Source organism: uncultured Roseibium sp. (genome assembly GCF_947496995.1).
Classification (GTDB): Bacteria; Pseudomonadota; Alphaproteobacteria; order Rhizobiales; family Stappiaceae; genus Roseibium.
In genome coordinates this window covers 187,124-212,149 of record NZ_CANMFD010000005.1, presented here as the reverse complement: position 1 = coordinate 212,149, position 25,026 = coordinate 187,124, and the positions used below count along the sequence as shown (strand labels likewise).

Below are 25,026 nucleotides of genomic sequence, written 5' to 3'. Positions count from 1 at the left end.
GCCCCTTCAGCGAGGGCGAGTGGAACGTTTGGCAGAGCCCAGCCCCGCACTGCATTTCTGGCAGCGGAACCGCGCCTTGAATCAGACCCGGTGCCGCAGCTGTCAATAAGTGCAATCAATCAGTGTTATGCCGCTTGGAAGTTTGGTGGCCGCATCACCACAGGCACCCAGAATCCGGCTTGGGTCCAGGTTCGTGGCGCCCGTCAGATCGGCGCCCGGCAGGCGCGTCCGGCGCAGCAGCGCACCGTCGAAATTCACGTTGGTCAGATTGGCGCCGCTCAGATCGGAACTGACCAGCCGCACATTGGACAGATCCGCACCGGAAAAATCCGCGCCCTGTGCGTTGATGCGGTCGAGTTTTGCATGACGAAGACGAGCGTTATGAAAATTCGCACCGGTGAGTTTCACCCGCTCGAGATTGACCCCGTCCATTTTCGCTTCCCTGAATGTCGCCCCATCCGCAACGGAACGGATCAGTGTGACGTTCCTGAGGTCTGCTTCGTCAAAATTCGCACCGCTGGCAATGCTGGAATTCATGTCCGCGTCTCTCAGGTCCACATTCTGAAAATTGGCGTTTGTCAGATTGGCCTTTTCAAGATCGACGGACCGCATGCTGGCGCTGGAGAAATTGGCTCCGGAAAAATCGGCTCGCTCTGCTTCCGTACGGCGAAAATCCGTTTCGCGGAAGTCCGCATCCGGAAGCACAGCCTCCTTCAGGTCGACCTCGCGCAAGTTCGCTCCGTAGAAATTTGCGTTCTTCACGGTCAGTGCCCGGAGTTCGGTCAGTTCCAGGTCGCAGCGCGGACAACCGCCGTTATCGGTGATCTCCGCAATCCGTGCCACGTCGCTCGCCGCCATTGCCTCGAGCGCAACAGCGCCTCCCGAACCGGCCATCACCGTCAGCGCACCGAGGCAACCTGTCAGAAACCGGGTCATCCTGTCGCTCATCGCAAATCCCTTTTCCCGTAAGCCAAAAAGATCGGTCTGCCGTCGCTCGGCCGGGCGCCGAAAGCAAAATATCGACCGGTCCTAAACTGTCAGAGCGTCCTGTCCGCATTCGAATGAACACAGACTGCTCTAGAAATAGGTCGCCAAGACGGCAATTTAAGAACAGTTACCATCCCGAAAATTGAATTTATATGAAAAAGACAAGAGCTCTGCGGCAGAAGGTGCGGAACATGCTGAATGCCGGAGAACGGCACCTGCCGGATCCTGGTGGGAAGGAAGAAGCAGGCGGGGTCGCATTTGCCCGCTTCTTCCGTCCACTTTTCGCTGACGACGCACTACCTGACAATCAGCGTGCCTATTCAATCGCAAAAGCCTTGCCAATTTGTTTTCCCGGCCAGATACCCAGATCTGCCCGCGGCCGGGATGCAAAACACAAGATGCTGATTTCGTTCAGGAAGTCTTCACCACTGCTGCATTGCAATCTGCAATGCCACTTGCGAACACGGCTAACAGAAGGTTAACGCCGAACCGTCTCGACGCCCGGTCCGCATCACGAGAACTCGCTTCGCAGATCGATCGTCGAGCGTTTGCCGATATCGTCGTAATGTCGGTCAAGCCAGTCCCGGGCGGTCTTGCGGCCGATGTCCCGCAATTCGGTCAGAAACGCCCATTCGGCATTCAGTTTCGACGAGGCCTGCAGCGGTTTCAGCTCCTCACCGGTAATCCGGTGCATATTCACCTTCATGTAGTCCTCATGCGACAGTTTCCCCTCTTCGATCAGCCGGGAGACAAAGTCGATGGCCCTGAGTTCGCGCAACAGGGTGGAATTGAAGCTGATCTCGTTGACGCGGTTGAGAATTTCCCGCGCGCTCTTCGGCACTTCGCGCCGCTCCAGGGGATTGATCTGGATGAGCACCACATCAGGCGTTCTGGTCTCGTAAAACAGCGGATAAAGCGGCGGATTGCCCATGTAGCCGCCATCCCAGTACGGTTCCCCGTCAATCTCCACCGCCTGATAGAGATGCGGCAGGCAGGCCGACGCCATCACCGCATCCAGTGTGACTTCCTTGTGGGTGAAGATCCTGATCTTGCCGGTGAAGACGTTGGTCGCTGAAATGAACAGCTTCACCGCATCGCAGGCATGCACCTTGTCGAAGTCGACAACCTTCGCCACCACGTCGCGCAGAGGATTGACGTTGAACGGATTGAGTTCATAGGGAGAGGCAAACCGCGACATCACGTCGAAATAGAGATAGCTCGGCGAAAAATCGAGGCTCCACTGGCCCAGGAGAACATCCAGGGGAGAGCGCTGGATCGGGCTGAAGTGAGCATGGTTGCTGACCTCGCGCCAGAAATTTTCCAGGCTTTCCCGCGCGCCTGCCTCGCCGCCCGCCTCCATGCCGCTGACCAGAACAACCGCATTCATCGCGCCTGCGGACGTTCCGGTTATCGCGTCTATGACAAAGCGGTTGTCTTCCAGAAACCAGTCCAGAACACCCCAGGTAAACGCGCCATGCGCACCGCCGCCCTGCAGGGCGAGATTTATCTTTTTCGGTGCAGCCACAGCGGCCCTCCTTCGGCCTTTTCACAAGGGCCTGGAACCCCCAGGACCCCTTATTGCGCCGTCCATCCGCCATCCATCGGCAGGATGGAGCCGGTGATCGAAGAGGCGGTATCGGAGCACAGGAACACCGCGTATCCAGCAACCTGTTCGATGGTCACGAACTGTTTGGTCGGCTGGGCAGCCAGCATCACGTCCTTCTTGACCTCTTCCTCGGTCATGTTGCGCGCCTTCATCGTGTCGGGGATCTGCGCTTCCACCAGCGGAGTCCAGACGTAGCCGGGGCAGATGGCATTCACGGTAATGCCCTGCTGGGCCACTTCCAGAGCAACCGTTTTCGTCAGGCCGGCGATGCCGTGTTTGGCGGCAACATAGGCGGACTTGAACGGCGAAGCGACAAGAGCATGCGCGGACGCGGTGTTGATGATCCGGCCCCAGCCCGCCTTTTTCATGCCCGGCAGCGCTGCCCGGATACCGTGAAAGGCCGACGTCAGGTTGATCGCGATGATCGCGTCCCACTTGTCGACCGGAAACTCGTCTACCGGCGAAACAAACTGAATGCCAGCATTGTTGACGAGAATATCGACCGACCCGAATTCCTTTTGCGCGTCGGCAATCATGGCGGCGATCTCGTCACCCTTCAGCATGTTGGCGGGGGAGTACACGCAGCGGACGCCGAAATCGGCCTCGATGGCAGCGCGTGTCTTCTCGATTTCATCCGCATCACCAAGGCCGTTGATGACCACATTGGCCCCTTTTTCCGCAAAAGCGCGGGCGCAGCCAAGGCCGATCCCCGATGTGGATCCGGTTACAACGGCGGTTTTATTGGAAAGCATGAGGGAACTCCCGAGAACTGAAATTTTGTCGATACATCATTCTACCAGTTGGCACTGCACCGCAACATTGCAATGACAAAAGTGATTGCCGAAACGTTCCAGGCCATTCCAGGCCGTTGCGTCCCGGTAGGGTCTTTTTTCTACCGCCGGCGCAGACGATGGACCCGCTCGAGCGCCTTGCGGGCGCGGGCGCTCGCAGCGGCCCTCTTCTCGTCCGCCCTGATGTAGTCGGCAGGCTTCAGGCCGAGCCGTTCGGCGAACCGTTCCCGGATCAGTCCGTAAAATGTGGCGTGAAGGCTGGCGAACGCCCAGACAAGGATCAGCATCGTGCCCATGGGAAACACTGCCGAGCGAATCTGCTGCCAAAGCACGCTTGCCGGCAGGAGCCCGTCGCTGATACCGAGCAGCAACGCCCAGGCAAACACCAGAAAGCCGGCGAGCAGGCTCATGACCAGGGCGGAAAATGCCATGGCCCAGCCGAGCCCGGACGTCGCCCGCCAGCTTTCCTTCAAGGTGAGCGGGTCGTCGAGTGCCGCGGCCGGCAGGATAACCGAAAACCGCTGTACCACCATCAATGCAATAAACGGCGCCAGAAAGAAAAGCAGCAGGCCCGCGCCCGCCGTCACCGCGGCAAGCAGCAGCGCGACAATCGCCAGGGGTATGAGCGACAGAAGACCGATCAGGGCAAGAACGATCTGGTTGAGGATCACCCGCAGGGTGCGCCCGCCGAACGTGACCGGAAAGTCCCGTGCGTCGATCAGGATCTTGCGGATATAGGCAATGGCGATCGAAAAGCCGACCAGCAGATTGGCGACCGCCGCCAGCAGACGCAGGGCGCCCTCGTCAACGGCGGCAACCGGTTCCGTCATGTAGGACACCGTCTTGAACCCGCTTTCCGGCATCAGTCCCCCGCCGATGGCGAAGTTGAGGGCGACGAGCAGCAGGATATAGGCCCACCCTGTCCTGAGCAGCGTGCCGATATTGTGCTGCGCCAGGGAAAGGGACCGTTCCAGAACCGTGATGAACATGTGCTGCCCTCAGAAGTTTGACTTGGGTTGCCGCAGGATACCGGTTTTGCCGGACTGCGCCAGCAGGATGCCGGACAACCGCCGCCCATGAGCATCCGGCGTGACACTCCGCCGCTCCGGGCGAAAAACGACCGCATTCGACCGGCAGGAACAGCCCCCATTGCCCTTTTTCGCCTCACCGCCTAATCATGCGCTGGAAAAGCGGACCGAGTTCCCTCATGTATGTGTGCATGAGCTCAATCCCAATGACCCCGTGGTTCCCGTGATGATTGATGATTTTGCAAAACCCCTGCCCCGGCGCAAATCGGTTGGCGTGATGGTCGGCAATGTGATGGTCGGCGGCGACGCGCCCGTTGTCGTGCAGTCGATGACCAACACCGACACGGCAGACGCCGACGCGACCGTTGCCCAGGTTTCGGCGCTCGCCAGGGCCGGCTCTGAAATCGTGCGCATTACGGTCGATCGGCCCGAAGCCGCGGCCCAGGTGCCGCGCATCCGCGAGCGGTTGGACCGCCTCGGTGTCGATGTGCCGCTGGTCGGAGATTTCCACTATATCGGCCACAAGCTTCTGGCCGACTATCCGGACTGCGCCAGTGCGCTGGCCAAATACCGGATCAACCCGGGCAATGTCGGCTTCAAGGCCAAGCGCGACACGCAGTTCTCCCAGATCATCGAGATTGCCCTGAAATACGACAAGCCGGTGCGCATCGGCGTAAACTGGGGGTCGCTCGACCAGGAACTGCTGACGAAGCTGATGGACGAGAACGCGGAAAGCGCCAGCCCGGTTTCGGCTGCGGCCGTGATGCGCGAGGCGATCATCCAGTCCGGCATTCTCTCTGCTGAACGCGCCGAGGCTCTCGGCATGGGCCGCGACAGGATCATCCTGTCCGCCAAGGTCAGCCAGGTCCAGGACCTGATCGCCGTTTATGCCGACCTTGCCCGCCGCTGCGACTACGCGCTTCACCTCGGCCTGACGGAAGCCGGAATGGGCAGCAAGGGCATCGTCTCCTCCGCCGCCTCCATGGGCATTCTGCTGCAGCAGGGCATCGGAGACACGATCCGCGTGTCGCTGACGCCGGAACCGGGCGGCGACCGCACCCGCGAGGTGCAGGTTGCCCAGGAACTGCTGCAGGTGATGGGTTTCCGCGCCTTTGTGCCGGTCGTCGCCGCCTGCCCCGGTTGCGGGCGCACCACCTCGACGGTGTTCCAGGAACTGGCGTCCGACATCGAGGACCATATCCGCGTGTCCATGCCGAAATGGCGCGAAGACTATCCCGGCGTCGAAAGCCTCAATGTCGCGGTGATGGGCTGCATCGTCAACGGACCGGGCGAATCCAAACATGCCGATATCGGCATTTCCCTGCCCGGCACCGGCGAGACCCCGTCAGCTCCGGTTTTCGTCGATGGAGAGAAGGTCACCACGCTGCGCGGACCGGGCATTGCCGGCGAGTTCAAGAAGATGGTGCTGGACTACATCGAAAAGCGCTACGGCACCGGCAGCAAATCCTCTTCCGACGCCGCCTGACCCTCCAGAAAGTAGTTGACGATGACTCAACCGCCGGGCGCCCCCGTGCCGCAGAAAAAGCCGATCCTTGTCATCACCTCGCAAGTCGTGCGCGGCGGCATCAGTGGCCGCGGGCTGACATTCGCGCTTGAGCGGGTCGGCCACGACGTCTGGTTCCTGCAGACCATTCTGCTGCCCTGGCATCCGGGCCAGGGCAAGGGCACGCGGATCGTCCCTCCCACCGAAGCTTTTGCCGCGATTGCGCAGGATCTTGCCGGCGCGCCCGGACTGGGCGAACTCGGTGCGGTGATCTCCGGTTATCTCGGCAACGCCGAACAGGCCGAGGCCATTGAAGGCATCGTGAAGGCGGTCCGAAAGGCCAACCCGCAGGCAGTCTATCTCTGCGATCCGATCATCGGCGATCATTCTCCAGCCGGGGGCAACGGGCTTTATGTGCCCGAGGAGACTGCCGAGGCCATCCGGGACCGCTTGATCCCGCTTGCGGATATCGTCACGCCCAATTGTTTCGAGCTCGGCTGGCTGACCGGACGGGAGATCGAGAGCGAACTGCAGGCCCTGGCCGCCGCCCGCCATCTCGGCAACGAACGCGTCATGGTCACCTCGTCCCCGGCGCTCCGCCGCAACGCCATCGCCAACCTGCTTGCCGGGCCGCGCGGCGCCGTTGCCGCGGAACATGCCGTCATCAACGATCCGCCCAAGGGCACCGGCGATCTGATTGCCGGGCTGTTTCTTGCCAATCTGCTCGCCGGACAGGACGACGAGGAAGCCCTCAAGCACGCTTCGGCTTCCGTTTTCGAACTGGTGGCCAGAAGCGTCAGAAAAGGCTCAGACGAGCTGCTGTTCGCAGAAGAACAGCAATCGGTCGTCCGGGCTATGGCGCTGGTAACCTCGCGCCGGGTTCTGGAATCCAGAGCCCGTGCCTGACAGCGCCGGTCTGTGGGTCGCCGGCGTCGACGGCTGCAAGACCGGCTGGGTCGCCGTTCTGCGCAATCTGAACAATCCGAAAGACCTTGAGCTCCGGCTTTTTCCCGCATTCGCCGATCTGCTCACTTGCGAGCCTTTTGCCCGGATCATCGCGGTCGACATGCCCGTCGGCCTGCCGGACAACATCGGCCCCGGGGGCCGCGGTCCGGAGAAGGCGGCGCGAAAACATCTGGGACTGCGGCAGTCCTCCGTCTTCGCCGTCCCGTCGCGCCCCGCCGTCTACGAGGATGATTATCCGGCCGCCTGCGAAACGGCACAGAAAACATCGCAACCGCCGAAAAAAGTCTCCAAACAGTGCTTTCATCTTTTTCCAAAGATCCGGGAGATCGACATCCTGATGACGCCGGAGCTTGAGGCCCGCGTCCATGAGGTTCACCCGGAGCTGGCCTTCTGGCGGCTGAACGAGAAGCGGGAAATGAGCCTGCCGAAAAAGATCAAGAGCCGCCCCAATCCGGAAGGTCTCGATCAGAGGCGGGATCTTCTGGTTTCGAAAGGTCTTGACCGGGCTCTCCTGGATCAGAAGCCGCCGCGCGGCTGCGGCCGCGACGACATCCTGGACGCGGCCGCCAACAGCCTGATCGCAGAGCGGATTTTCCTCGGGCAGGCGGAACCGTTTCCGAAAGACTATCGCCGGGACGAGCGCGGACTGAGGATGGCGATCTGGGCGTGACGCCCCGGGCTATGGACGAATCCCGGCTCTGCCATCGTGATGTCGCGCGATTGCCAACGCTGATCTGAAATCCGCATGCCGCCACGTCGGTCTCGTCGCTCGACAAACCCTCTTCGCGCGGCCGGTCATGACCTCGGCACAAATTCCGCCTTCATTTTTCGCCTCAAAATTGCAACACTACATTTGAAACTCCGGGAATTTTATCAAACGCGTTCAGCGGTATTGTCCGCGCAAACATTTTTTTGAGTTGCAGTGGCCGGAAATACTGGCTCTTGAGCCTGTAAATCGAAGCGCCGGAATTTCAGAAAGTGGGGGAGACATGGATCGGAATCTTATTCAGTCCGCCGGGGTCGGCAAAGGGATCCTGCTGATCCTGACGGCACTGCTTTTGCTGCCGTTGCTGACAAGCGCCAATGCTCTCGCCCAGGAGGTCCTCAAGGCTGCTCCGAAAGGAGCCCTGCAAATCACCCGGTCTACGGAAACGTTCGTCGCACCCGAAGCCAGATATGGCACCGTTCACGTGGTGGCAGAGGCGGACGGCAACGAAAATGCGCTGATATACTTCCCACCCAAGCAAGGTGAAGTCTCAACCGACACCGTCACCTACAAGCTCGCCGGCAAACCGGATGAGACCGTCACCGTAACGGTCGACCTGCGCGACGGACCCGGCGCTTTCGGCAGCGACGAGATCTACAACGAGTCCTTCAAGGCCGTATTTGTCCTGTTCATTATCGCTGTCCTGGTGGAAAGCGGTCTTCAGCTCATTTTCCGTTGGCGGCCCTACCTGCGCCAGTTCGATACGTCTTCGGCCAATGCCGTCATCGCCTTTGCCTTTTCGCTGACCCTTGTCCTGATGTTCAATCTCGACGTCGTGACCAACCTCTTCAACATCTACACTCAGCCGGCAAACCCCGAGCAAAACACACCGCCCGGCTATATTCTGACCGCGATGATCATTGCCGGTGGCAGCGCCGGCGTGAACCGTATCCTCAGGGCACTCGGCTTCAGGCCCATCGAACCGCCGGCGGAAATCAAGGGTCCCAAGAACGAGGAAGAGGCCTGGATATCGGTTACGCTGACCCGCGAGAACGCGGCAGGACCCGTGGATGTGCTGTTCGGCAAGGAGGGCGAGGCCGCGGTCATCGGCACGATAGCCGGAGACGGCAAGATGAGCCCTTTGAAGTCGCTGTTTTTCCGGAACAAATCCCGCTTTCCGCCAAGCGGCGGCTATTCCGTGCCGGTTGGCGGCCCGTATGTGATCAAGGTCCAGGCACCCGACCCCGCCGACCCGAAGAAGAAAATCGACGCCTCCTGGGGCTCGAACCGGATCGGCAAACGGGCGGTGATCGACCTGAATTTGAAGCTGTAGGAAAGCCGTTACACCAACCTCCAGGGGCGGTCGGGAATCCGGCCGCCTGCAGGAGGATAGAGGCTACCTGGTCCGCTCGACCGTCAGTTTTACGCTGCCCCGGTTGTTGCCGTAAGCCTGCCAGGCATCGTTGGCAAAAGCATAAAGATATCCGTCTCCCTTCGGAGAGATCTGCGCGCCCCTGCCGATCAGGAAGCTTTCATGCGGGACGGCATTTCCCGTTTCATCCGTGCTGATCCCGTTCGCAACGACACCGACGAGCGAAAACCAGGGCAAGTCTCCTTCCCGGCGGGTCAGCCAGAAATCGGTTTGCGGGTTGCCGGACAAGGCCTTGAACACCTTCTCCACCTGCCCCCAGGCGGAAGCGGCCAGGTGAATGACCTCGCCCGCCTGAAAGTCTCCGTCCTTCGTGCCTTCAGGACCGCACTTGATGGTGGCATCAACCCACTGGCCCGACGCCGAGAAGCGATAGTCTTCGCCGGCCTTCAAAAACAGCCCGGTCGCATTCCATTTGTCGCGAGCGAAGATATTCATCGTGAGTTTCTGTCCCACGTCCAGCCGCTGTGTCGGCCAGTAGACGGATTGGGTCAGAGGCGGATTTCCATGCCGTTCCAGAGCGGACGAATGAAACGCCGGACCCGAATCCGGATCGGCAAGACAAGGCACGCTTCGCGGCCGCGACCTCAGCTTCTTGTAGAATCCGGTAACAGAGTCGTGCAGCACATCCCGCGGATCGGGGGCAATCTGGGCCACGGCCTCCGGCCGGAAGACAAGACCGCAGTCCGCCGCTTCCTCGATCATCCACTTGAGAGCCCCATCGGGAAGCCCCTTGCGGGCGTAACCTCCTCCCACATCGGAATGCGCACCGGGAAACCAGATCTGCCGTACATCCGTCCGCGCCGCGGTCTTCGTCCACAAGGTCGGAGAAAATGTCGAACGGGGCTCGTCCATGGCAATGGCGTGCCGCGCAAAGGCAACGGTGTCGCTCAGCTCCGCATCGTGAAAGGAATGCTTCGCGGGATCGTCGAAAAGGTTCAGCAGCGCGAGTTCGTCTGGAATGCCGAGAGACCCGACCGTATCCCACACGCCGAGAAAGTGAACCGGCGTCTTCCCCGCGCCGTCCAGTCCCGGCCCGGTGTTGTGAAACGCCAGATGCCTCAGGCTTCTCCGGTTCTGCTCCGTCCTGCGGTAGTTGGCGAAGACTTCATCCACCCGCGCCCAGACGATTTCATCCGGCAATCCCTCTTCGGTCAGGTCGAGCAGTCCGCAGGCGGAAATCATCCCCGCCAGGCTTCTGACGGTGTAGGCGCCCCTGCTGAATCCGAACAGAAAGACGGCGTCTCCCGGCTGATAGACCCCCGCGAGCCATCTGTACGCGCTCTTGATATTGCGATCCAGGCCGTCACCGATCCCGCCGCCGAGTAGCCTTTTCCACCAGCCGCCTTCTGTCCCGACGCCCGCGTGATAGTACTTCTCCTGCTTGCCGCCGGAAACATCGACCGCGCTGATCGCGGCATGAATTTTCACCACATTGGTCGGGGCCGGAATACCTTCGTCCAGATTGTCCGGCGTCGCCCAGGTTCCATCGCAACACACCACAAGATTGACCATGTCCCCACTCCCGTCTGGATTGCCCGGAGCCATGAATTAACCACAGGCTTTGCTCCGTAGCCAATGACCCACACTGGTCACTGCGGTGCGGGCAAGGTCAGTCCGGGTGCCTTCTCGATAACCTGTGTCGTCACCATTTCGAACCCAGGTGCCTTGGTGTCATAGACCGCCTTGACGATGAACCCGTCGCCAGGCCGGACCCAGTAGGTGTAGCGGTTTTCCGTGACCATGCCCTGGCTCACGGTGATATCCGCCGCCACGACCTCCACGGTCTCGCCGTTCATCGTCTCTTCACCGCAGGCAGGGTTCCGGATCGTTTCGGCATTGACCAGCTTGTCGGCCCGCGCCTTGTCCGCGTTCTGGGCCGTTTCCATCTCGCGCACCTTCTGCCAGGTCTTGCCCTCGTCCCCGGACTGGTAAAGCACATTCTGATAACCGAGCGCCCAGGGACCGGCCGGTTCGGTCGGCACGGTCATGTAATGGTCCTGGCTGACATAGTGGAATTCGTTGGTCGACGGCGTCGACCCCTTGAAAGCGGTCGTGGCGATCGTTTTGGTCGGCATGCCCTGGTCGAGTTGAAGGTAAAGGTCTGTGAACCTGTCCTGACAAGGGTCCGCGAGCGCAGCCTGTCCGCAAACACCCAGAAAAAGCATTGCCGTAAAAATCGGTTTCATGAAGATCTCCAAAAAATAACAAACTTAAAATGACCGGAGATATGGAACAATGTTTCCGCGCCGCTGGCAATACTTGCGGGTATTTCCGGCTGATCGGTGTGAATACAAGGTCAGAAAAACCCGCAAAGCTGATGCCAGCCCTCACCGATGTCATCTCGTCCAGGGAAGGCCCAAACCGGATCGTTGGGCTTCAAACCCTTGAGTCGGCATCGTATCAAACAGGCTTGCTGGCAGACGGAAATACCTCAGCAAAAAACGGGTCTCGAAGGCCCTGCCAGTTTGCTGACAAACCCTCAGCCTCGTCATTCCGGGCAAGTGCAGCAAAGCTGCGCGCAGACCCGGAACCCAGCGCATATGGGCAAGCGGGAGCGAGCACCAAATCCAGACAAGCGCCTGAAAATATTAATTTAAGGCGCGCCTTCGGCGCAAAATATGTCTGGTTTCCGGATCGGCGCTCGACTTGCGTCTCACTTGTCCGGAATGACGAGGCTGAGGGTTTATCAGCAAAAACGGGCCCCGAAGGGCCCGCTCAATTCTTCCGCTATTTGGTTTTCAAACCAATCAGCTCGTCACGAGGTTCCGCAGCACGTAGTGCAGGATGCCGCCCGCCTTGATGTATTCCAGCTCGTCCAGCGTATCGACGCGGCACAGGCACTCGATGGTCTTGGTGGTGCCGTCCTCATAGGTGACTTCCACATCCATCATCTGGCGCGGCTTGATGTCGGCGATGCCCAGGATGGTCACGCGTTCCTTGCCGGTGATGTTATGCGACTGCCAGCTCTCGCCTTCCTTGAAGGTGAGCGGGATGACGCCCATGCCGACCAGGTTCGAACGGTGAATACGTTCGAACGACTGGGCGATCACGGCCCTGACGCCGAGCAGCGTGGTGCCTTTCGCGGCCCAGTCCCGGGAAGACCCTGTGCCGTATTCCTTGCCGGCGAAGACGACCAGCGGAATTCCGGCTTCCTGATATTCCATGCAGGCGTCGTAGATCCACTTCTTCTCGCCGTCCTTCATGGTCACGCCGCCTTCGACACCCGGAACCATCTGGTTCTTGATGCGGATGTTGGCGAAGGTGCCGCGCATCATCACCTGGTGGTTGCCGCGGCGGGCGCCATAGGAGTTGAAGTCCTTCTGGGCGACCTGGTGTTCCGCCAGATAAGTACCGGCGGGGCTGTCCGCCTTGATGTTGCCGGCCGGAGAAATGTGGTCGGTGGTGATCGAATCCAGGAAAAGGCCCATGATTGCCGCACCCTTGATGTCCTGAAGCGGTTTCGGCTCCATGGTCATGCCCTCGAAATAGGGCGGGTTCTGCACGTAGGTCGAGGCAGCCGGCCAGCCATAGGTCATGCCGCCTTCCACTTTGATGGCCTGCCAGTGCTCGTCGCCCTTGAAGACGTCGCCGTAGCGCTCGCGGAACATTTCCTCGTTGATGGAGGACCGGATCAGATCGGTGATCTCCGCCGTGGTCGGCCAGATGTCCTTCAGGTAAACCGGGTTGCCGTCCTGATCGTCACCGAGGGAATCCTGCGTGATGTCGATGTTCAGGTTCCCGGCGATGGCATAGGCGACGACGAGCGGCGGTGAGGCCAGATAGTTGGCGCGCACATCCGGGTTCACCCGGCCTTCGAAGTTGCGGTTGCCGGAAAGCACCGAGCAGGCGATCAGGTCGTTGTCGTTGATAGCCTTGGAAATCGCCGGATCCAGCGGTCCGGAGTTGCCGATACAGGTGGTGCAGCCGTAACCGGCCAGCGTGAAACCGAGACCGTCGAGATCGTCCTGGACGCCTGCCTTTTCCAGATAGTCTGTTACCACCTGGGAGCCCGGCGCCAGCGAAGTTTTCACCCACGGCTTGACCTTGAGGCCCTTCCTCAAGGCATTGCGGGCGACAAGGCCCGCACCGATGAGCACAGACGGGTTGGACGTGTTGGTGCAGGACGTGATCGCAGCGATGACCACATCGCCATGGCCGAGATCGAAGTCCTTGCCTTCCACGGCAACGCGCTTGGACAGCTCGTCCGCTTTCTTGAACTCTTCAGCCATCGTTGTTGCGAAGCCGGCCGCGGCGTCGGCAAGGTTGATGCGGTCCTGCGGACGCTTCGGTCCGGAGATGGCCGGAACGACGGTAGAGATGTCGAGTTCCAGCGTGTCTGTGAAGACCGGCTCCTCGCTGCCCGAACGGTACATGCCCTGAACCTTGGCATATTCCTCGACCAGCGCGACGCGATCCTTGTCGCGGCCGGTGGCTTCCAGATATTTCAGCGTATCCGCATCGACCGGGAAAAAGCCGCAGGTCGCGCCGTATTCCGGCGCCATGTTGGCGATGGTGGCGGAATCCTCCAGGCTGAGATTGTCGAGGCCCGGTCCGTAGAACTCGACGAACTTGCCGACGACGCCCTTCTTGCGCAGCATTTCGACGACGCGCAGCACAAGGTCGGTGGCCGTGATGCCTTCATTCAGCTTGCCCGTCAGCCTGAAGCCGACGACTTCCGGAATCAGCATGGAGATCGGTTGGCCGAGCATGGCCGCTTCCGCCTCGATGCCGCCGACGCCCCAGCCAAGAACCGCCAGGCCGTTGACCATGGTGGTGTGACTGTCCGTGCCGACCAGCGTGTCCGGATAGGCGACGGTTTCGCCGTCCTCTTCCTTCGTCCAGACGGTCTGGGCGAGGTATTCCAGATTCACCTGGTGGCAGATGCCGGTTCCCGGCGGCACGGCGCGGAAGTTGTTGAATGCGGACTGGCCCCAGCGCAGGAACTCGTAGCGTTCCTGGTTGCGCTCGTATTCAAGTTCGACGTTCTTCCTGAAGGCGTCCTGGGTACCGAAATAGTCGATCATCACCGAGTGGTCGATGACGAGATCGACCGGCACCAGCGGATTGACCTTTTCCGGATCACCGCCGAGCTTCACGGCCGCGTCGCGCATGGCGGCAAGGTCGACAACGGCCGGAACCCCTGTGAAGTCCTGCATCAGGACGCGGGCCGGGCGATAGGAGATCTCGTGAGAGGACTTGCGGGTCTTCAGCCATTCGGCGCAGGCAAGAATGTCTTCCCTGGTGACCGTGCGCCCGTCTTCGAAGCGCAGCAGGTTTTCCAGAACCACTTTCAGCGAAAACGGCAGTCTGGAAACGCCTTCCAGGCCGTTCTTCTCTGCTTCCGGAATGGAGAAATAGGTGTAGGTCTTGCCGCCGGCGGTCAGTGTTTTCTTACACTTGAAGCTATCGATGGACTGGGTCACTGCGCGCGATCTCCTAATGTGTCCGCAGGCCCGGGCCACGTCCGATCCGGCACCTTGCGTAGTCTCTCATCGCTCCGGACGCATAGCCAAAACGCTCTGCCATCCGAAGCAGTTCCGCGGGGATGCGATAGAGAGCCTCTCCCTCATTCGCCGCCGCATGTCGATGCGCCGCCCGTATAGCAATCTTTGGCTGCCTTCACCAGACATCACCTCGCCGCACCTTACCCATAAATTGGTTGCCGCGGCTGTTTGAAAAGGGGTGTTCCGGCCTCCGGCGTCACACCGGCCGCTGATACGGCAATCGAGCCGCATCCCGCTTCCGGATATATATAAACATATTGCATACCATTGTATACTGAACTAAGACCGCGCTCAGCTAGCTTGTCCCGGCTCGCCAGACTGACAGCGGCCCGGTAGACGAGCTTCATTCAGAGATTCAGACATTTGCAATCGAAGTGAAGTACAAAGATGCAAATGTTGGATTCAAACCATCAGGACGCCGGGATTATCATGAGCTTGTACACAGACTACCTGAGTGAGATCGACACGCGCAAAGACCAGGGCCTGCATCCCAAGCCCATTGAAGATGGCGCCCTCCTGAAAGAGATCGTCGACCAGATCAGGGATCCCCGGCATGAACACCGGGAGCAGTCCCTCAAGTTCTTCATCTACAATACCCTGCCCGGAACGACGAGCGCCGCCGGCGAAAAGGCGAGATTCCTGAAAGAGATCATTCTCGGCACGGTTGCCGTTGAAGAAATCAGCAAATCCTTTGCCTTTGAGCTCCTGTCTCACATGAAGGGCGGTCCCTCGGTCGAGGTTCTGCTCGATCTGGCCCTGGGGGATGACAAGTCCGTCGCCAGGGAGGCCGCCGAAGTCCTCAAGACGCAGGTCTTCCTCTATGAGGCGGATACGGACAGGCTGAAGGCTGCCTACGAGGCAGGCAATGAGATCGCCAGGGACATCCTCGAAAGCTATGCCCAGGCCGAGTTCTTCACCAAGCTCCCCGATATCGACGAGGAGATAAAGGTCGTCACCTACGTCGCCGGCGAAGGCGATATCTCCACCGATCTGCTGTCTCCCGGAAACCAGGCGCACTCCCGCTCCGACAGGGAGCTGCACGGCAAGTGCATGATCTCTGAAGCCGCACAAAAGGAAATCGAGGCGCTGAAGCTGCAGCACCCGGACAAGCGTGTGATGCTGATCGCCGAAAAAGGCACCATGGGCGTGGGCTCCTCCCGGATGTCCGGCGTCAACAACGTCGCCCTGTGGACCGGCAAGCAGGCAAGCCCCTATGTTCCCTTCGTCAACATTGCCCCGGTTGTCGCCGGCACGAACGGCATTTCCCCTATCTTCCTGACGACCGTTGGTGTGACCGGCGGCATCGGTATCGACCTGAAGAACTGGGTCAAGAAACTCGATGACGACGGCAACCCGATTCTGAACAATGATGACAACCCGGTTCTTGAGCAGAAATACTCTGTCGAGACGGGCACCGTTCTCAAGATCAACACGAAGACCAAGAAGCTCTACAACGAAGCCGGCGATGAAGAGCTTGTCGATATCTCCTCGGCCCTGAACCCCCAAAAGGTCGAGTTCATGAAGGCCGGTGGCTCCTATGCGATCGTCTTCGGAAAGAAACTGCAGACTCTCGCGGCCGAAACCCTCGGCATCGATGTGCCACCGGTGTTCGCGCCGTCGAAGGAAGTGTCTCACGAGGGCCAGGGCCTGACCGCCGTGGAAAAGATCTTCAACGCCAATGCCGTCGGTGTGACCGAAGGAAAGGTTCTGCACGCGGGATCGGATGTCCGCGTGAAGGTGAATATCGTCGGCTCGCAGGACACCACCGGCCTGATGACGGCCCAGGAGCTGGAATCCATGGCCGCGATGGTGATTTCCCCCACCGTCGACGGCGCCTACCAGTCCGGCTGCCACACCGCGTCGGTCTGGGATTTGAAGGCGCAGGCCAACATCCCCAAGCTGATGAAATTCATGAACCAGTTCGGTCTGATCACGGCGCGGGACCCCAAGGACGTCTACCATCCGATGACGGATGTGATCCACAAGGTCCTGAACGACATCACCGTCGACGACTGGGCCATCATCATCGGCGGCGATTCCCACACCAGAATGTCCAAGGGCGTCGCCTTCGGAGCCGATTCGGGAACCGTGGCGCTGGCACTGGCGACTGGGGAGGCAACGATGCCGATCCCCGAATCGGTGAAAGTGACCTTCAAGGGCCAGATGAAGGACTACATGGATTTCCGTGACGTGGTCCATGCGACGCAGGCCCAGATGCTGAAGCAATTCGGCGACAACGTCTTCCAGGGACGCATTATCGAGGTCCACATCGGTACGCTGCTCGCCGACCAGGCGTTCACCTTCACCGACTGGACAGCCGAAATGAAGGCCAAGGCGTCCATCTGCATTTCCAACGACGACACCCTGATCGGCTCGCTCGAGATCGCCAAGAGCCGCATTCAGATCATGATCGACAAGGGAATGGACAACAGCAACGGCGTTCTTCAGGGACTGATCGACATTGCCGACAAGCGGATTGCCCAGATCAGGTCCGGTGAGAAGCCGGCACTGACTCCGGACGACAACGCCAGCTATTTTGCTGAAGTCGTCGTGGATCTCGATGTCATCGACGAACCGATGATTGCGGACCCGGATGTGAACAATGCGGATATCTCCAAGAGATACACCCACGACACGATCCGGCCCGTGTCCTACTACAAGGGCGAGAAGAAGGTAGATCTCGGATTTGTCGGCTCCTGCATGGTTCACAAGGGCGACATGAAGATTGTTGCCCAGATGCTCAAGAACCTCGAGAAAGCCAATGACAAGGTCGAGTTCAAGGCGCCTCTTGTGGTCGCCGCCCCGACCTACAACATCATCGACGAACTGAAAGAGGAAGGTGACTGGAGCATTCTCCAGAAGTACTCCGGCTTCGAGTTCGACGACGCCGCGCCGAAGAGCACCGCCCGGACCGACTACGAAAATATCCTCTACCTCGAGCGGCCAGGCTGTAACCTGTGCATGGGGAACCAGGAGAAAGCCGCAAAAGGCGACACGGTGCTCGCAACATCCACGCGCCTGTTCAAAGGCCGTGTCGTTGAAGACTCCTCGGAGAAGAAAGGCGAATCCCTGCTCGCCTCGACGCCGGTTGTCGTGCTGTCCGCTGTCCTTGGCAGAACGCCGAGCATCGAGGAATACAAGGCTGCCGTGGAAGGGATCGATCTCACCAAGTTCGCTCCGCCGCTGCAAAAACCGGCGGCTGCCAGATCGGTGCATTTTTAAGCACCGCCAGCCGCATCGATTGACGACTGCCGCCGACGGACAGATGACCGTCGGCGGCAGTTGAGCCGTGCACCCGACAGGGCAAAACGCTCTATTGCGCCCGGTCGGGCAAGCACGTTAAAAACAGCCATGCGCCGTGTTTTTATTCCTTTTGTTCTTTTGACCGTCTTTTTTCCCCTGAACCAATCGCTGGCGCAGGACGCGGTTCGTGAAACTGTCGAGATCGGCGAGTCCGGACGCGACTACCTCAGATCGATCCGGCTGCGCCGCATCGACACGGACGTTGCCTATTACGATCCGTCCGCGCCGCCACCGGAACTGAAGACCGGGCTTCAGCCGAAGTCACCGAAACAGACATCGCCACAGTCGCCGGGAGAGCGGCCAAGCGGTGAGATCAACTGGCCCACCCTGCTGGTGAGCGGCATCGTACTTGCTGCGATCCTTTACCTCGTCCTGCGCGTTGGGGGCCGCATGACCGTCTCCCTGAAGAGCGAAGCCCGCAATCCCGGCAGCGGACGCTGCAAGGCCCAGCCGGAAGCTCCCGCATGGGCCGAAAAGCTTGGCACGCTGGATGAGATCCTGCGCATCGACGACCGGCGGCGGGCGCTGGTGCTGCTGGCACGAAAGGCCCTCGCCGCAACCGTGGCGGCCAATGGGGTCCTGATGCAGCGCAGCTGGACCGCGCGCGACGCGCTGCGCCATATCCCCGACAGGCAGGCACAGGTCGACGCGCTGCGTGCTCTGGTCATGGCCAGTGAGCGCGTGCAGTTCGGCGGACGCGATGTGAGCGAAGACGAATTTCGCCAGCATGTCGCCGGCTGCAGGCAATTGCTGGGACAGGGCATCTCATGAGTGAAACAGAGACCGCCCGGACGCCTGGCACGCCGCGTATCGAAATGGTGGTCATCGTTCTTGTGTGCGTCATAGGGATCGCCGGGCTCTGGTACCTTCTTTCGCAGCGACAGCAGGCGCTGCGCAGTTCTCCCGCCGGCTTGGACGGACTGCAGATCTGGCTGACCTCAGAGGATGTCAGCGCGCAGAGTTTCACCGGCGGCTGGCCGATCGATCAGACATCGGTCGGACTTCTGGTGGTCCCGGTCTATGACACGGCGCTCGACGCCGACCGCGCACCCGCCACGACCCAGCAGGAACTGTTGCGTCAGCAGGACGAATACGACCTCGACGCAAGTGTCATCGGGCTCAAGGCGCAAACCGTACCGACACTTGTTGTCCTGCCGAAATGGCGCAGCGGAATGCGCCTGACCGGGCTTGCCCATCCCGTGCTGAAGACCGAGCGCGAACGTCTGGCGTCAACACTCGGCAAGATAATCGACGAAACCGATCCCGAACTGATCGATGCGAAGTCTCCCTTCACGGATTTCCCGTACCGGTCGGAGGATGGAAAAGACCTGACCGCCCGGATTTATGCCGCGCAGATGTTCAAGGGGCGCGGCTGCACTCCGATCCTCGGTACTGAAGAGGCAATGCTTCTGGCCGACTGCCCCATCGGGGAAACCGCTGATAACCAGAGCGGCAGTCTTCTTGTGCTCTCGGATCCGGATCTGCTCAACAATCACGGTCTGCGGCTGGGCGACAATGCGCGTATAGCCAGCGACTTCATTGGATCATGGGCAGACGGCCGCAATGTCGTGATCGATTACAGCCGCAATTCCTGGCTGCGCGATCCCTTCAGCGAACCCGAGCGCGAACGGACATGGGCGGATCTCGCCCGCTTTTTCGGTCCTCCCTTCCTGACACTGTGGATTGGCGCCGCGCTGGCCTTCCTGCTGTTTTTCTGGCGCGGAGCGCTGCGTACCGGGCCGATCCGTCCTGAAGCTGCGACGCCGGGGGCCGGCAAGCTGCTTGCGGTGCGCGCAAGGGCGCGGCTGATGCGGCTGTCCGGTCAGGACGGCGCCCTGATCCGCGAATACGCCGCGGCGCGGATGTCGGCAACGGCCGCAGCGCTTTTCGGGTCCGCCCATGCACGCCGCTATGGCGGCGAAGAGGCTTTCCTCCAATCGGCCCAGCACCGGCATCCGGCCGAAGCCGCCCGCCTGCGCACGGTTCTGGCGGACATCCGCCAGCTTCCCCCCCATCTGCCGACCAGTGAAGCCATCCGGCTCATCGACGAATTCGAACAGGTTCTGGAGCAAATACACCATGACGCTTGACGCCCTGCGGCAACACACGGACGCCTTGAGGGCGGAAATCGGACGCACCGTCCTCGGTCAGGAGGATATTGTCGATCTGCTGCTGGTCGCGCTGTTCGCGCGCGGCCATGTGCTGCTCGAAGGCCCTCCCGGCACGGCGAAGACCCTGCTGGCGCGGAGCTTTGCCGCGGTTCTGGCGCTTGACTTCGGCCGCATTCAGTTCACGCCCGATCTGATGCCCGGCGACGTTCTGGGAACCTCGATCTTCGATTTCCGCACCAATGCTTTCGTTCTCACCAAGGGACCGATCTTTTCCCAGGTTCTGCTGGCCGACGAGATCAACCGCGCGCCTCCCAAAACCCAGGCTGCGCTCCTGCAGGCGATGAGCGAGCGAACCGTCAGCATCGACGGCAGCGATCATTCGCTCGGACGGGAATTCATCGTGATGGCCACGCAGAACCCCATCGAGCAACAGGGCACCTACCCGCTTCCCGAGGCACAACTCGACCGCTTCCTGTTCAAGCTGGTGATCGACTTTCCGCCCGAGGACATTGAAATGGCCATCCTGCGCCAGCATGCCGCCGAGCCCCTGGAAGCAGGGCTGGAAACGGCGGGCCTGGCCAAGGTACTGGACGCGGCGGCACTGGCGGAAACCCGGGCCCTGGTCGATGCGATCATTCTCAAGGACGACATCCTCGCCTATATCCTCCGTCTCATCCGCGCGACGCGGGAGAGCTCCGAAATCGCCTATGGCGCCTCGACCCGGGCGGCGGACGCCCTTGCCAGCGCCGCCAGAGCCACCGCGGCGATCAACGGCCGCGATTACGCCATCCCCGACGACGTCAAACGGCTCTTCGTCCCCACCCTGCGTCACCGGATCGTCCTCGGTCCCGCAGCGGAAATCGAGGGGCGCAGCCCCGCGCAGGTTCTGGAAAACATCCTCAGCCAGATCGAGGCTCCCCGCTGATCCGTCCCTCCAAAAGACTGCTTGTCCTGGCCCTGGCAACGCTCATCCTTTCGATGATCGCGGTGCTGGCAGGTGGCACGGTGCGCGAAGCTGCTGGAGCACCATGGATTCTTCTGGCCGTGGCGGTGGCCTGCGATCTGGCGCTGTCCTTCCGGCGTCCGAAAGCGCTGACCTTCGAAACGCCGGCCGAGATCTTTGTCGGCGAAACCGCCACATTGCACCTTGCAATCGACAAGGCACCCAAGGGTCTCCGGGCCAGGTTCGACTGGCCGGCCGGGCTGGAGGAAAGCGGCGAAGTCACTTTCCTTCCCGCCTCAGACGGCCGCGCCACCTGTGACGTTCGCTGCCGTGCGATACGGCGGGGTATCTGGCGCCTCGAACATGTCTGGCTCCGCTGGACATCGCGTCTGAAACTGCTCGAATTCGTGCCGCGTCTGGACGCGGGCGTGGAAATCCGCGTGGTCCCGAACATCCGGCTCGTCCAGTCCGGACAGATAACCACCACGGTCCTGTCCACGCTCTTCGGCGCGAAGGAAAACCGGGCCATCGGTGAAGGATCGGAATTTCAGCAGCTGCGCGACTTCGTCCCCGGCATGGACATCAAGACCATCGACTGGAAACGCTCCGCCCGCCGCAGGTCGCTTGTCGCCAAGGAACTGCGCGCCGAACGCAACCACCATGTGATCGTCGCCCTCGACAACGGCTACCTGATGCGCGAGGAGATCGGGGGCCTGCCGAAGATCGACCACGCCGTCACGGCGGCGCTTGCAACCGCATGGGCCGCGGCGATCGGCGGGGACCTCGTCGGGTATTACTCCTACGATGTGAAACCCCGCACATTTGCAGCCCCGGCTCCGGGCCGCGCGGCCTTTGCAAGGCTACGCCACTGGACGGCGGAACTGTCCTATGTCAGCCGCGAAACGAACCACACCCTGGCCTTGAGCGAGCTGAACGCCCGCACGCCCAAACGCAGCCTGATCGTCGTTTTCACCGATTTCATCGACACCACCTCGGCCGAACTGCTGATCGAGAACATCGCCATTCTCGCCAGACGGCACCTGCTGATCTTTGTGACCATCCGCGACCCGGAGCTGGAGGCACTTGTCGACACCCCGCCTGAAGACCTTAACGGCGCCGCCGCGCTGGTGGCGGCCAACCAGTCCATCCAGGAACGCCGCCTGGTCCTCGAACGGCTCACCCGCCTGGGCGTGACCATTGTCGACGCCAGACCGGAAGCGATTACCGCGCGGTTGATTTCGACCTATCTCGAGATCAAGGCACGGGAGCTCATCTGATGGACAGCCAGGACCTCATCCGCTCCGCACGGTTCCGAAAGGAGCGCGAGGCCGACTGGCAGCGTCTTGAGACGCTGGTGCGGGCAGCGGAGAGCAAGGGGCTGCAGCGTATGGCATTCGCCGATGCGCGCGATCTCGCCGAACTCTACCGGCAGTCCACGACATCGCTTGCCATTGCCCGGGAGATCTCGCTCGACAAGGCCCTGCTCACATATCTGGAGGCCCTGACAGCCCGAGCTTATCTGTGCGTTTACGCACCGCAGGAGCGGCTCGGCGGATTGTTCGGCCGGTTCCTGAAACGCGGCGCACCTGAAGCCATGCGCCGGTCCTGGAAGTTCATCCTTCTTGGCTTTCTCTTCATGACGCTCGGCGCGCTCGCGGGCTATCTGCTCTATTTCGAGAACAACGACTGGTTCTACGTCTTCATGCCGTCCGAGATGGCCAGTGGCCGCAGCCCGAATGCCACCACCGATTCACTGCGAGCCTCCATCTACGGTCATGACAGCGGAACGTCGGGACTTGGCAGCTTTGCGGCCTATCTGTTTTCGCATAACACCCGGATCGCCATCTTTGTCTTCGGTCTCGGCGTTTTCGCCTGCGCACCGGCAATCCTGCTGACATTCTACAACGGCCTCATACTCGGAGCCTTTTTCGCGCTTCATGTCGACCGTGGCCTGGGAGTGGATCTCGCCGGCTGGCTCTCCGTCCACGGGGTCACCGAACTGTCAGCCGTATGTATCGCCTGTGGCGGCGGGCTGAAACTCGGTTCGGCGGTTCTGTTTCCCGGCAACAGAACCCGCGCCGATGCCCTTCGCCATGCCGGCCGCGATGCGGTGAAGCTGGCACTCGTTGCCGCGCTCATGCTTGTCGCCGCTGCGCTGCTGGAAAGTTTCGCCCGCCAGCTCGTTCAGGACATGACCTCGCGCTTCGTCATCGGCTGGGGCGTCGGCGCTCTCTGGTTGGCCTGGTTTGCGTTCGGCGGAAGGAGGCTTCGATGATCGACCGCTTTCGCAAAGGCAGAAAGGACAAACGACCTTCACCCGATATCCTCATGCCACCGGAAGGGGTCCCCCTGACACTGCCGATTGCCGGTGTCGGCGTGCGCACCGCCGCGCAGTTCACCGACATTGTCCTGACTTCCATCGCCGCGATCAGCCTGCTCATCCTGCTTTCCACCCTTGACCTGGCCAGCCCGCAATCGATGGCCGCCATCGCAGTCCTGGTCTTCTTCTCAATCGGTGTTCCCTATTACGTACTGGCCGAGCTCGCCTGGAACGGCCAGACCCTGGGCAAGCGGATCATGAAGATCAAGGTCGTGGCCCACGACGGCGGGTCGCTGAGCGCGCATTCAATCGTGCTGCGCAATCTGATGAAGGAAGCGGAGATCTTTCTGCCGGGCATGCTTCTGCTGACCCTGGGCACGGCGTCTCCCCTGGAGGCCACGGCTTCGCTGGTCTGGATCGCAATCGCACTGCTGGTACCCTTGTGCGACCGCTACCGTCGCCGCCTCGGCGACATGATGGCCGGAACCCACGTGATCCATCTGCCGGTGCCGATATTGCTGAAGGACATGGCGGTGGAAAAACCGGAGGTCGAAACCGACCGCAAGTCCTTTGTCTTTCTATCCCATCAGCTCGATCACTACGGCGCATTCGAACTGCAGACCCTCGAGTCACTGCTTCGCGCCCGCAACACACCTGCGGCGACCGCCGCCAACCCGCAGACAGACGCAGCCATTGCGACAATCGTCGAAAAGATACGCAAGAAAATCGGTTACGCCGCGCCGGTGCCGCCGCAGGACAGGCTCCGCTTCCTGCAGGCGTTTTACAACGCCCAGCGCGAGCACCTTGAACAGCGCCGGCTGTTCGGCGACCGGCGCGATAACAAGCATTATGCCCAAACCGACAAGGACATCTGAGGGCTTTACCGTGCTACCGCCTCACGGCTTGAAGACAGTCAGATTTGGACATACTGTAAAAATCGCCATGAGACTTCGCAGCATGGAGACATGTGCCTGTTTTGTAATTCAATAGATCCGTTTTAAAATTACTTTGAAAAAATTGGAGTTCCGGAATGACTGACACCCCCCTCGATCAGCCCAAGGTCCCACTCGGCGTCGGCGCCCTGATCGGCGACAGTTTTTCGATCCTTTTCGGAAATTTCCTCAAAGTGATCCTCGTCGCCTTCGTGCCCGTTCTGGTGGGTCTCGTGTTGTCAGGCGGACTGATTGGCTTCGATGTCGCACTCGGCGTGGCAGAGCCCACATTCAACGATGCCGGCGGCACCGCCGCTTTCGGTTTGGCGTTCATCGTGGAAATGGTGATCTACTCCCTGACGACCGCTCTTCTGGTGCAACTTGCCTATGACGCAAAACTGAAGCGGCCGGTGCAGCCGGGACGGTATATCGGGCCCGCGCTGAGCGCCTTGCTGCCCGTTGCGATCCTGAGCCTGGTCGCCGGCATACTGGCCGGCTTCGCAACTCTCCTGTTTATCATTCCGGGACTCTGGGTCTATGCGGTGTTCTCGGTAATGGTCCCGGCAATCGTCATCGAACGCGTCGGTTTTGGCGGCCTCGGCCGCAGTGCCCGGCTCACCAAACAATACCGCTGGCCGATCGCCGGCGCGCTTGTCCTGGCTCTGATCCTCATCATCGTCATAAACTTCGTGGTGGGCCTGATCATCGGACTTGTCGCGTACATCGGCGGCACCATCCTTGCCACCATCCTGTTCTCGGCGCTTTCCGCCATCGGAGTGGGCTACATCAGTATCCTGGTGGCCCTGATCTACGCCCGGCTGCGCGAGATCAAGGAAGGCATCAGCGTCGACCAGATCGCGTCCGTATTCGACTGATACCATCCGGCTAAGATG

19 protein-coding genes are annotated in these 25,026 nt (G+C 60.8%); 12 read left to right on the top strand and 7 right to left on the bottom strand.

Annotated features, from left to right (window positions below; all coding sequences use genetic code 11):
- Window positions 1-102: 102 nt before the first annotated feature.
- From Q1B40_RS19985 to Q1B40_RS19970, 4 genes are all read right to left on the bottom strand, one after another.
- Window positions 103-948, bottom strand: coding sequence for a pentapeptide repeat-containing protein (locus Q1B40_RS19985; RefSeq protein WP_299818397.1), 846 nt, complete (start codon window positions 946-948; stop codon window positions 103-105).
- 550 nt (window positions 949-1,498) lie between these two features.
- Window positions 1,499-2,512 carry a patatin-like phospholipase family protein gene (locus Q1B40_RS19980; RefSeq protein WP_299818392.1) on the bottom strand — a complete coding sequence of 338 codons (1,014 nt, stop codon included), beginning with the start codon at window positions 2,510-2,512 and terminating at the stop codon, window positions 1,499-1,501.
- 50 nt (window positions 2,513-2,562) lie between these two features.
- Window positions 2,563-3,345 carry a 3-hydroxybutyrate dehydrogenase gene (locus tag Q1B40_RS19975; protein WP_299818389.1) on the bottom strand — a complete coding sequence of 261 codons (783 nt, stop codon included), beginning with the start codon at window positions 3,343-3,345 and terminating at the stop codon, window positions 2,563-2,565.
- Between the two features lie 140 nt (window positions 3,346-3,485).
- Entirely contained in the window at window positions 3,486-4,373 is an 888-nt protein-coding gene (locus Q1B40_RS19970) for a 4-hydroxy-3-methylbut-2-en-1-yl diphosphate synthase (RefSeq protein WP_299818386.1), read from the bottom strand.
- A gap of 265 nt (window positions 4,374-4,638) precedes the next feature.
- Here Q1B40_RS19970 and ispG point away from each other — a divergent pair, with 265 nt between their 5' ends.
- The 4 genes from ispG to Q1B40_RS19950 all read left to right on the top strand — a co-directional run bounded on the left by ispG (window position 4,639) and on the right by Q1B40_RS19950 (window position 8,921).
- Window positions 4,639-5,898, top strand: coding sequence for a flavodoxin-dependent (E)-4-hydroxy-3-methylbut-2-enyl-diphosphate synthase (ispG, locus tag Q1B40_RS19965; RefSeq protein WP_299818383.1), 1,260 nt, complete (start codon window positions 4,639-4,641; stop codon window positions 5,896-5,898).
- A gap of 21 nt (window positions 5,899-5,919) precedes the next feature.
- Entirely contained in the window at window positions 5,920-6,822 is a 903-nt protein-coding gene (gene pdxY / locus Q1B40_RS19960) for a pyridoxal kinase (RefSeq protein ID WP_299818380.1), read from the top strand.
- Window positions 6,815-7,552 (top strand): DUF429 domain-containing protein, encoded by a 738-nt coding sequence (locus tag Q1B40_RS19955; RefSeq protein WP_299818377.1) that lies wholly within the window; start codon window positions 6,815-6,817, stop codon window positions 7,550-7,552. Before pdxY ends, Q1B40_RS19955 begins: the two co-directional genes overlap by 8 nt.
- Before the next feature lie 319 nt (window positions 7,553-7,871).
- Window positions 7,872-8,921 (top strand): hypothetical protein, encoded by a 1,050-nt coding sequence (locus Q1B40_RS19950; protein ID WP_299818374.1) that lies wholly within the window; start codon window positions 7,872-7,874, stop codon window positions 8,919-8,921.
- Between the two features lie 63 nt (window positions 8,922-8,984).
- Here the strand turns inward: Q1B40_RS19950 and Q1B40_RS19945 are convergent, their stop codons facing one another.
- The 3 genes from Q1B40_RS19945 to acnA form a co-directional block, all read right to left on the bottom strand.
- Window positions 8,985-10,532, bottom strand: coding sequence for a DUF2235 domain-containing protein (locus Q1B40_RS19945; protein ID WP_299818371.1), 1,548 nt, complete (start codon window positions 10,530-10,532; stop codon window positions 8,985-8,987).
- 77 nt (window positions 10,533-10,609) lie between these two features.
- Window positions 10,610-11,206 carry a hypothetical protein gene (locus Q1B40_RS19940; RefSeq protein ID WP_299818368.1) on the bottom strand — a complete coding sequence of 199 codons (597 nt, stop codon included), beginning with the start codon at window positions 11,204-11,206 and terminating at the stop codon, window positions 10,610-10,612.
- A gap of 561 nt (window positions 11,207-11,767) precedes the next feature.
- Window positions 11,768-14,443 (bottom strand): aconitate hydratase AcnA, encoded by a 2,676-nt coding sequence (acnA, locus tag Q1B40_RS19935; protein ID WP_299818365.1) that lies wholly within the window; start codon window positions 14,441-14,443, stop codon window positions 11,768-11,770.
- Between the two features lie 510 nt (window positions 14,444-14,953).
- Between acnA and Q1B40_RS19930 the strand changes: the two genes are divergently transcribed.
- The 8 genes from Q1B40_RS19930 (at window position 14,954) to Q1B40_RS19895 (ending at window position 25,008) form a co-directional block, all read left to right on the top strand.
- A complete protein-coding gene (locus Q1B40_RS19930) occupies window positions 14,954-17,746 on the top strand; it encodes a bifunctional aconitate hydratase 2/2-methylisocitrate dehydratase (protein ID WP_299818362.1) in 2,793 nt (930 codons plus the stop codon).
- A gap of 129 nt (window positions 17,747-17,875) precedes the next feature.
- A complete protein-coding gene (locus tag Q1B40_RS19925) occupies window positions 17,876-18,598 on the top strand; it encodes a DUF4129 domain-containing protein (RefSeq protein ID WP_299818359.1) in 723 nt (240 codons plus the stop codon).
- The gene (locus Q1B40_RS19920) at window positions 18,595-19,917 is read left to right on the top strand and encodes a hypothetical protein (protein ID WP_299818356.1); all 1,323 of its coding nucleotides are present in this window, start codon (window positions 18,595-18,597) and stop codon (window positions 19,915-19,917) included. Before Q1B40_RS19925 ends, Q1B40_RS19920 begins: the two co-directional genes overlap by 4 nt.
- Complete coding sequence (locus tag Q1B40_RS19915) at window positions 19,907-20,863, top strand: MoxR family ATPase (protein ID WP_299818353.1); 957 nt, start codon at window positions 19,907-19,909, stop codon at window positions 20,861-20,863. Before Q1B40_RS19920 ends, Q1B40_RS19915 begins: the two co-directional genes overlap by 11 nt.
- A gap of 53 nt (window positions 20,864-20,916) precedes the next feature.
- On the top strand, window positions 20,917-22,158 hold the full coding sequence (locus Q1B40_RS19910) for a DUF58 domain-containing protein (protein WP_299818350.1): 1,242 nt from the start codon (window positions 20,917-20,919) through the stop codon (window positions 22,156-22,158).
- Window positions 22,158-23,156: a stage II sporulation protein M gene (locus Q1B40_RS19905; RefSeq protein ID WP_299818346.1), complete on the top strand. Its 999-nt coding sequence runs from the start codon at window positions 22,158-22,160 to the stop codon at window positions 23,154-23,156. Before Q1B40_RS19910 ends, Q1B40_RS19905 begins: the two co-directional genes overlap by 1 nt.
- Window positions 23,153-24,076, top strand: a complete 924-nt coding sequence (locus tag Q1B40_RS19900; protein ID WP_299818343.1) for an RDD family protein — start codon at window positions 23,153-23,155, stop codon at window positions 24,074-24,076. Before Q1B40_RS19905 ends, Q1B40_RS19900 begins: the two co-directional genes overlap by 4 nt.
- A gap of 155 nt (window positions 24,077-24,231) precedes the next feature.
- Window positions 24,232-25,008: a hypothetical protein gene (locus tag Q1B40_RS19895; RefSeq protein ID WP_299818340.1), complete on the top strand. Its 777-nt coding sequence runs from the start codon at window positions 24,232-24,234 to the stop codon at window positions 25,006-25,008.
- The last annotated feature ends 18 nt before the right edge of the window (window positions 25,009-25,026 follow it).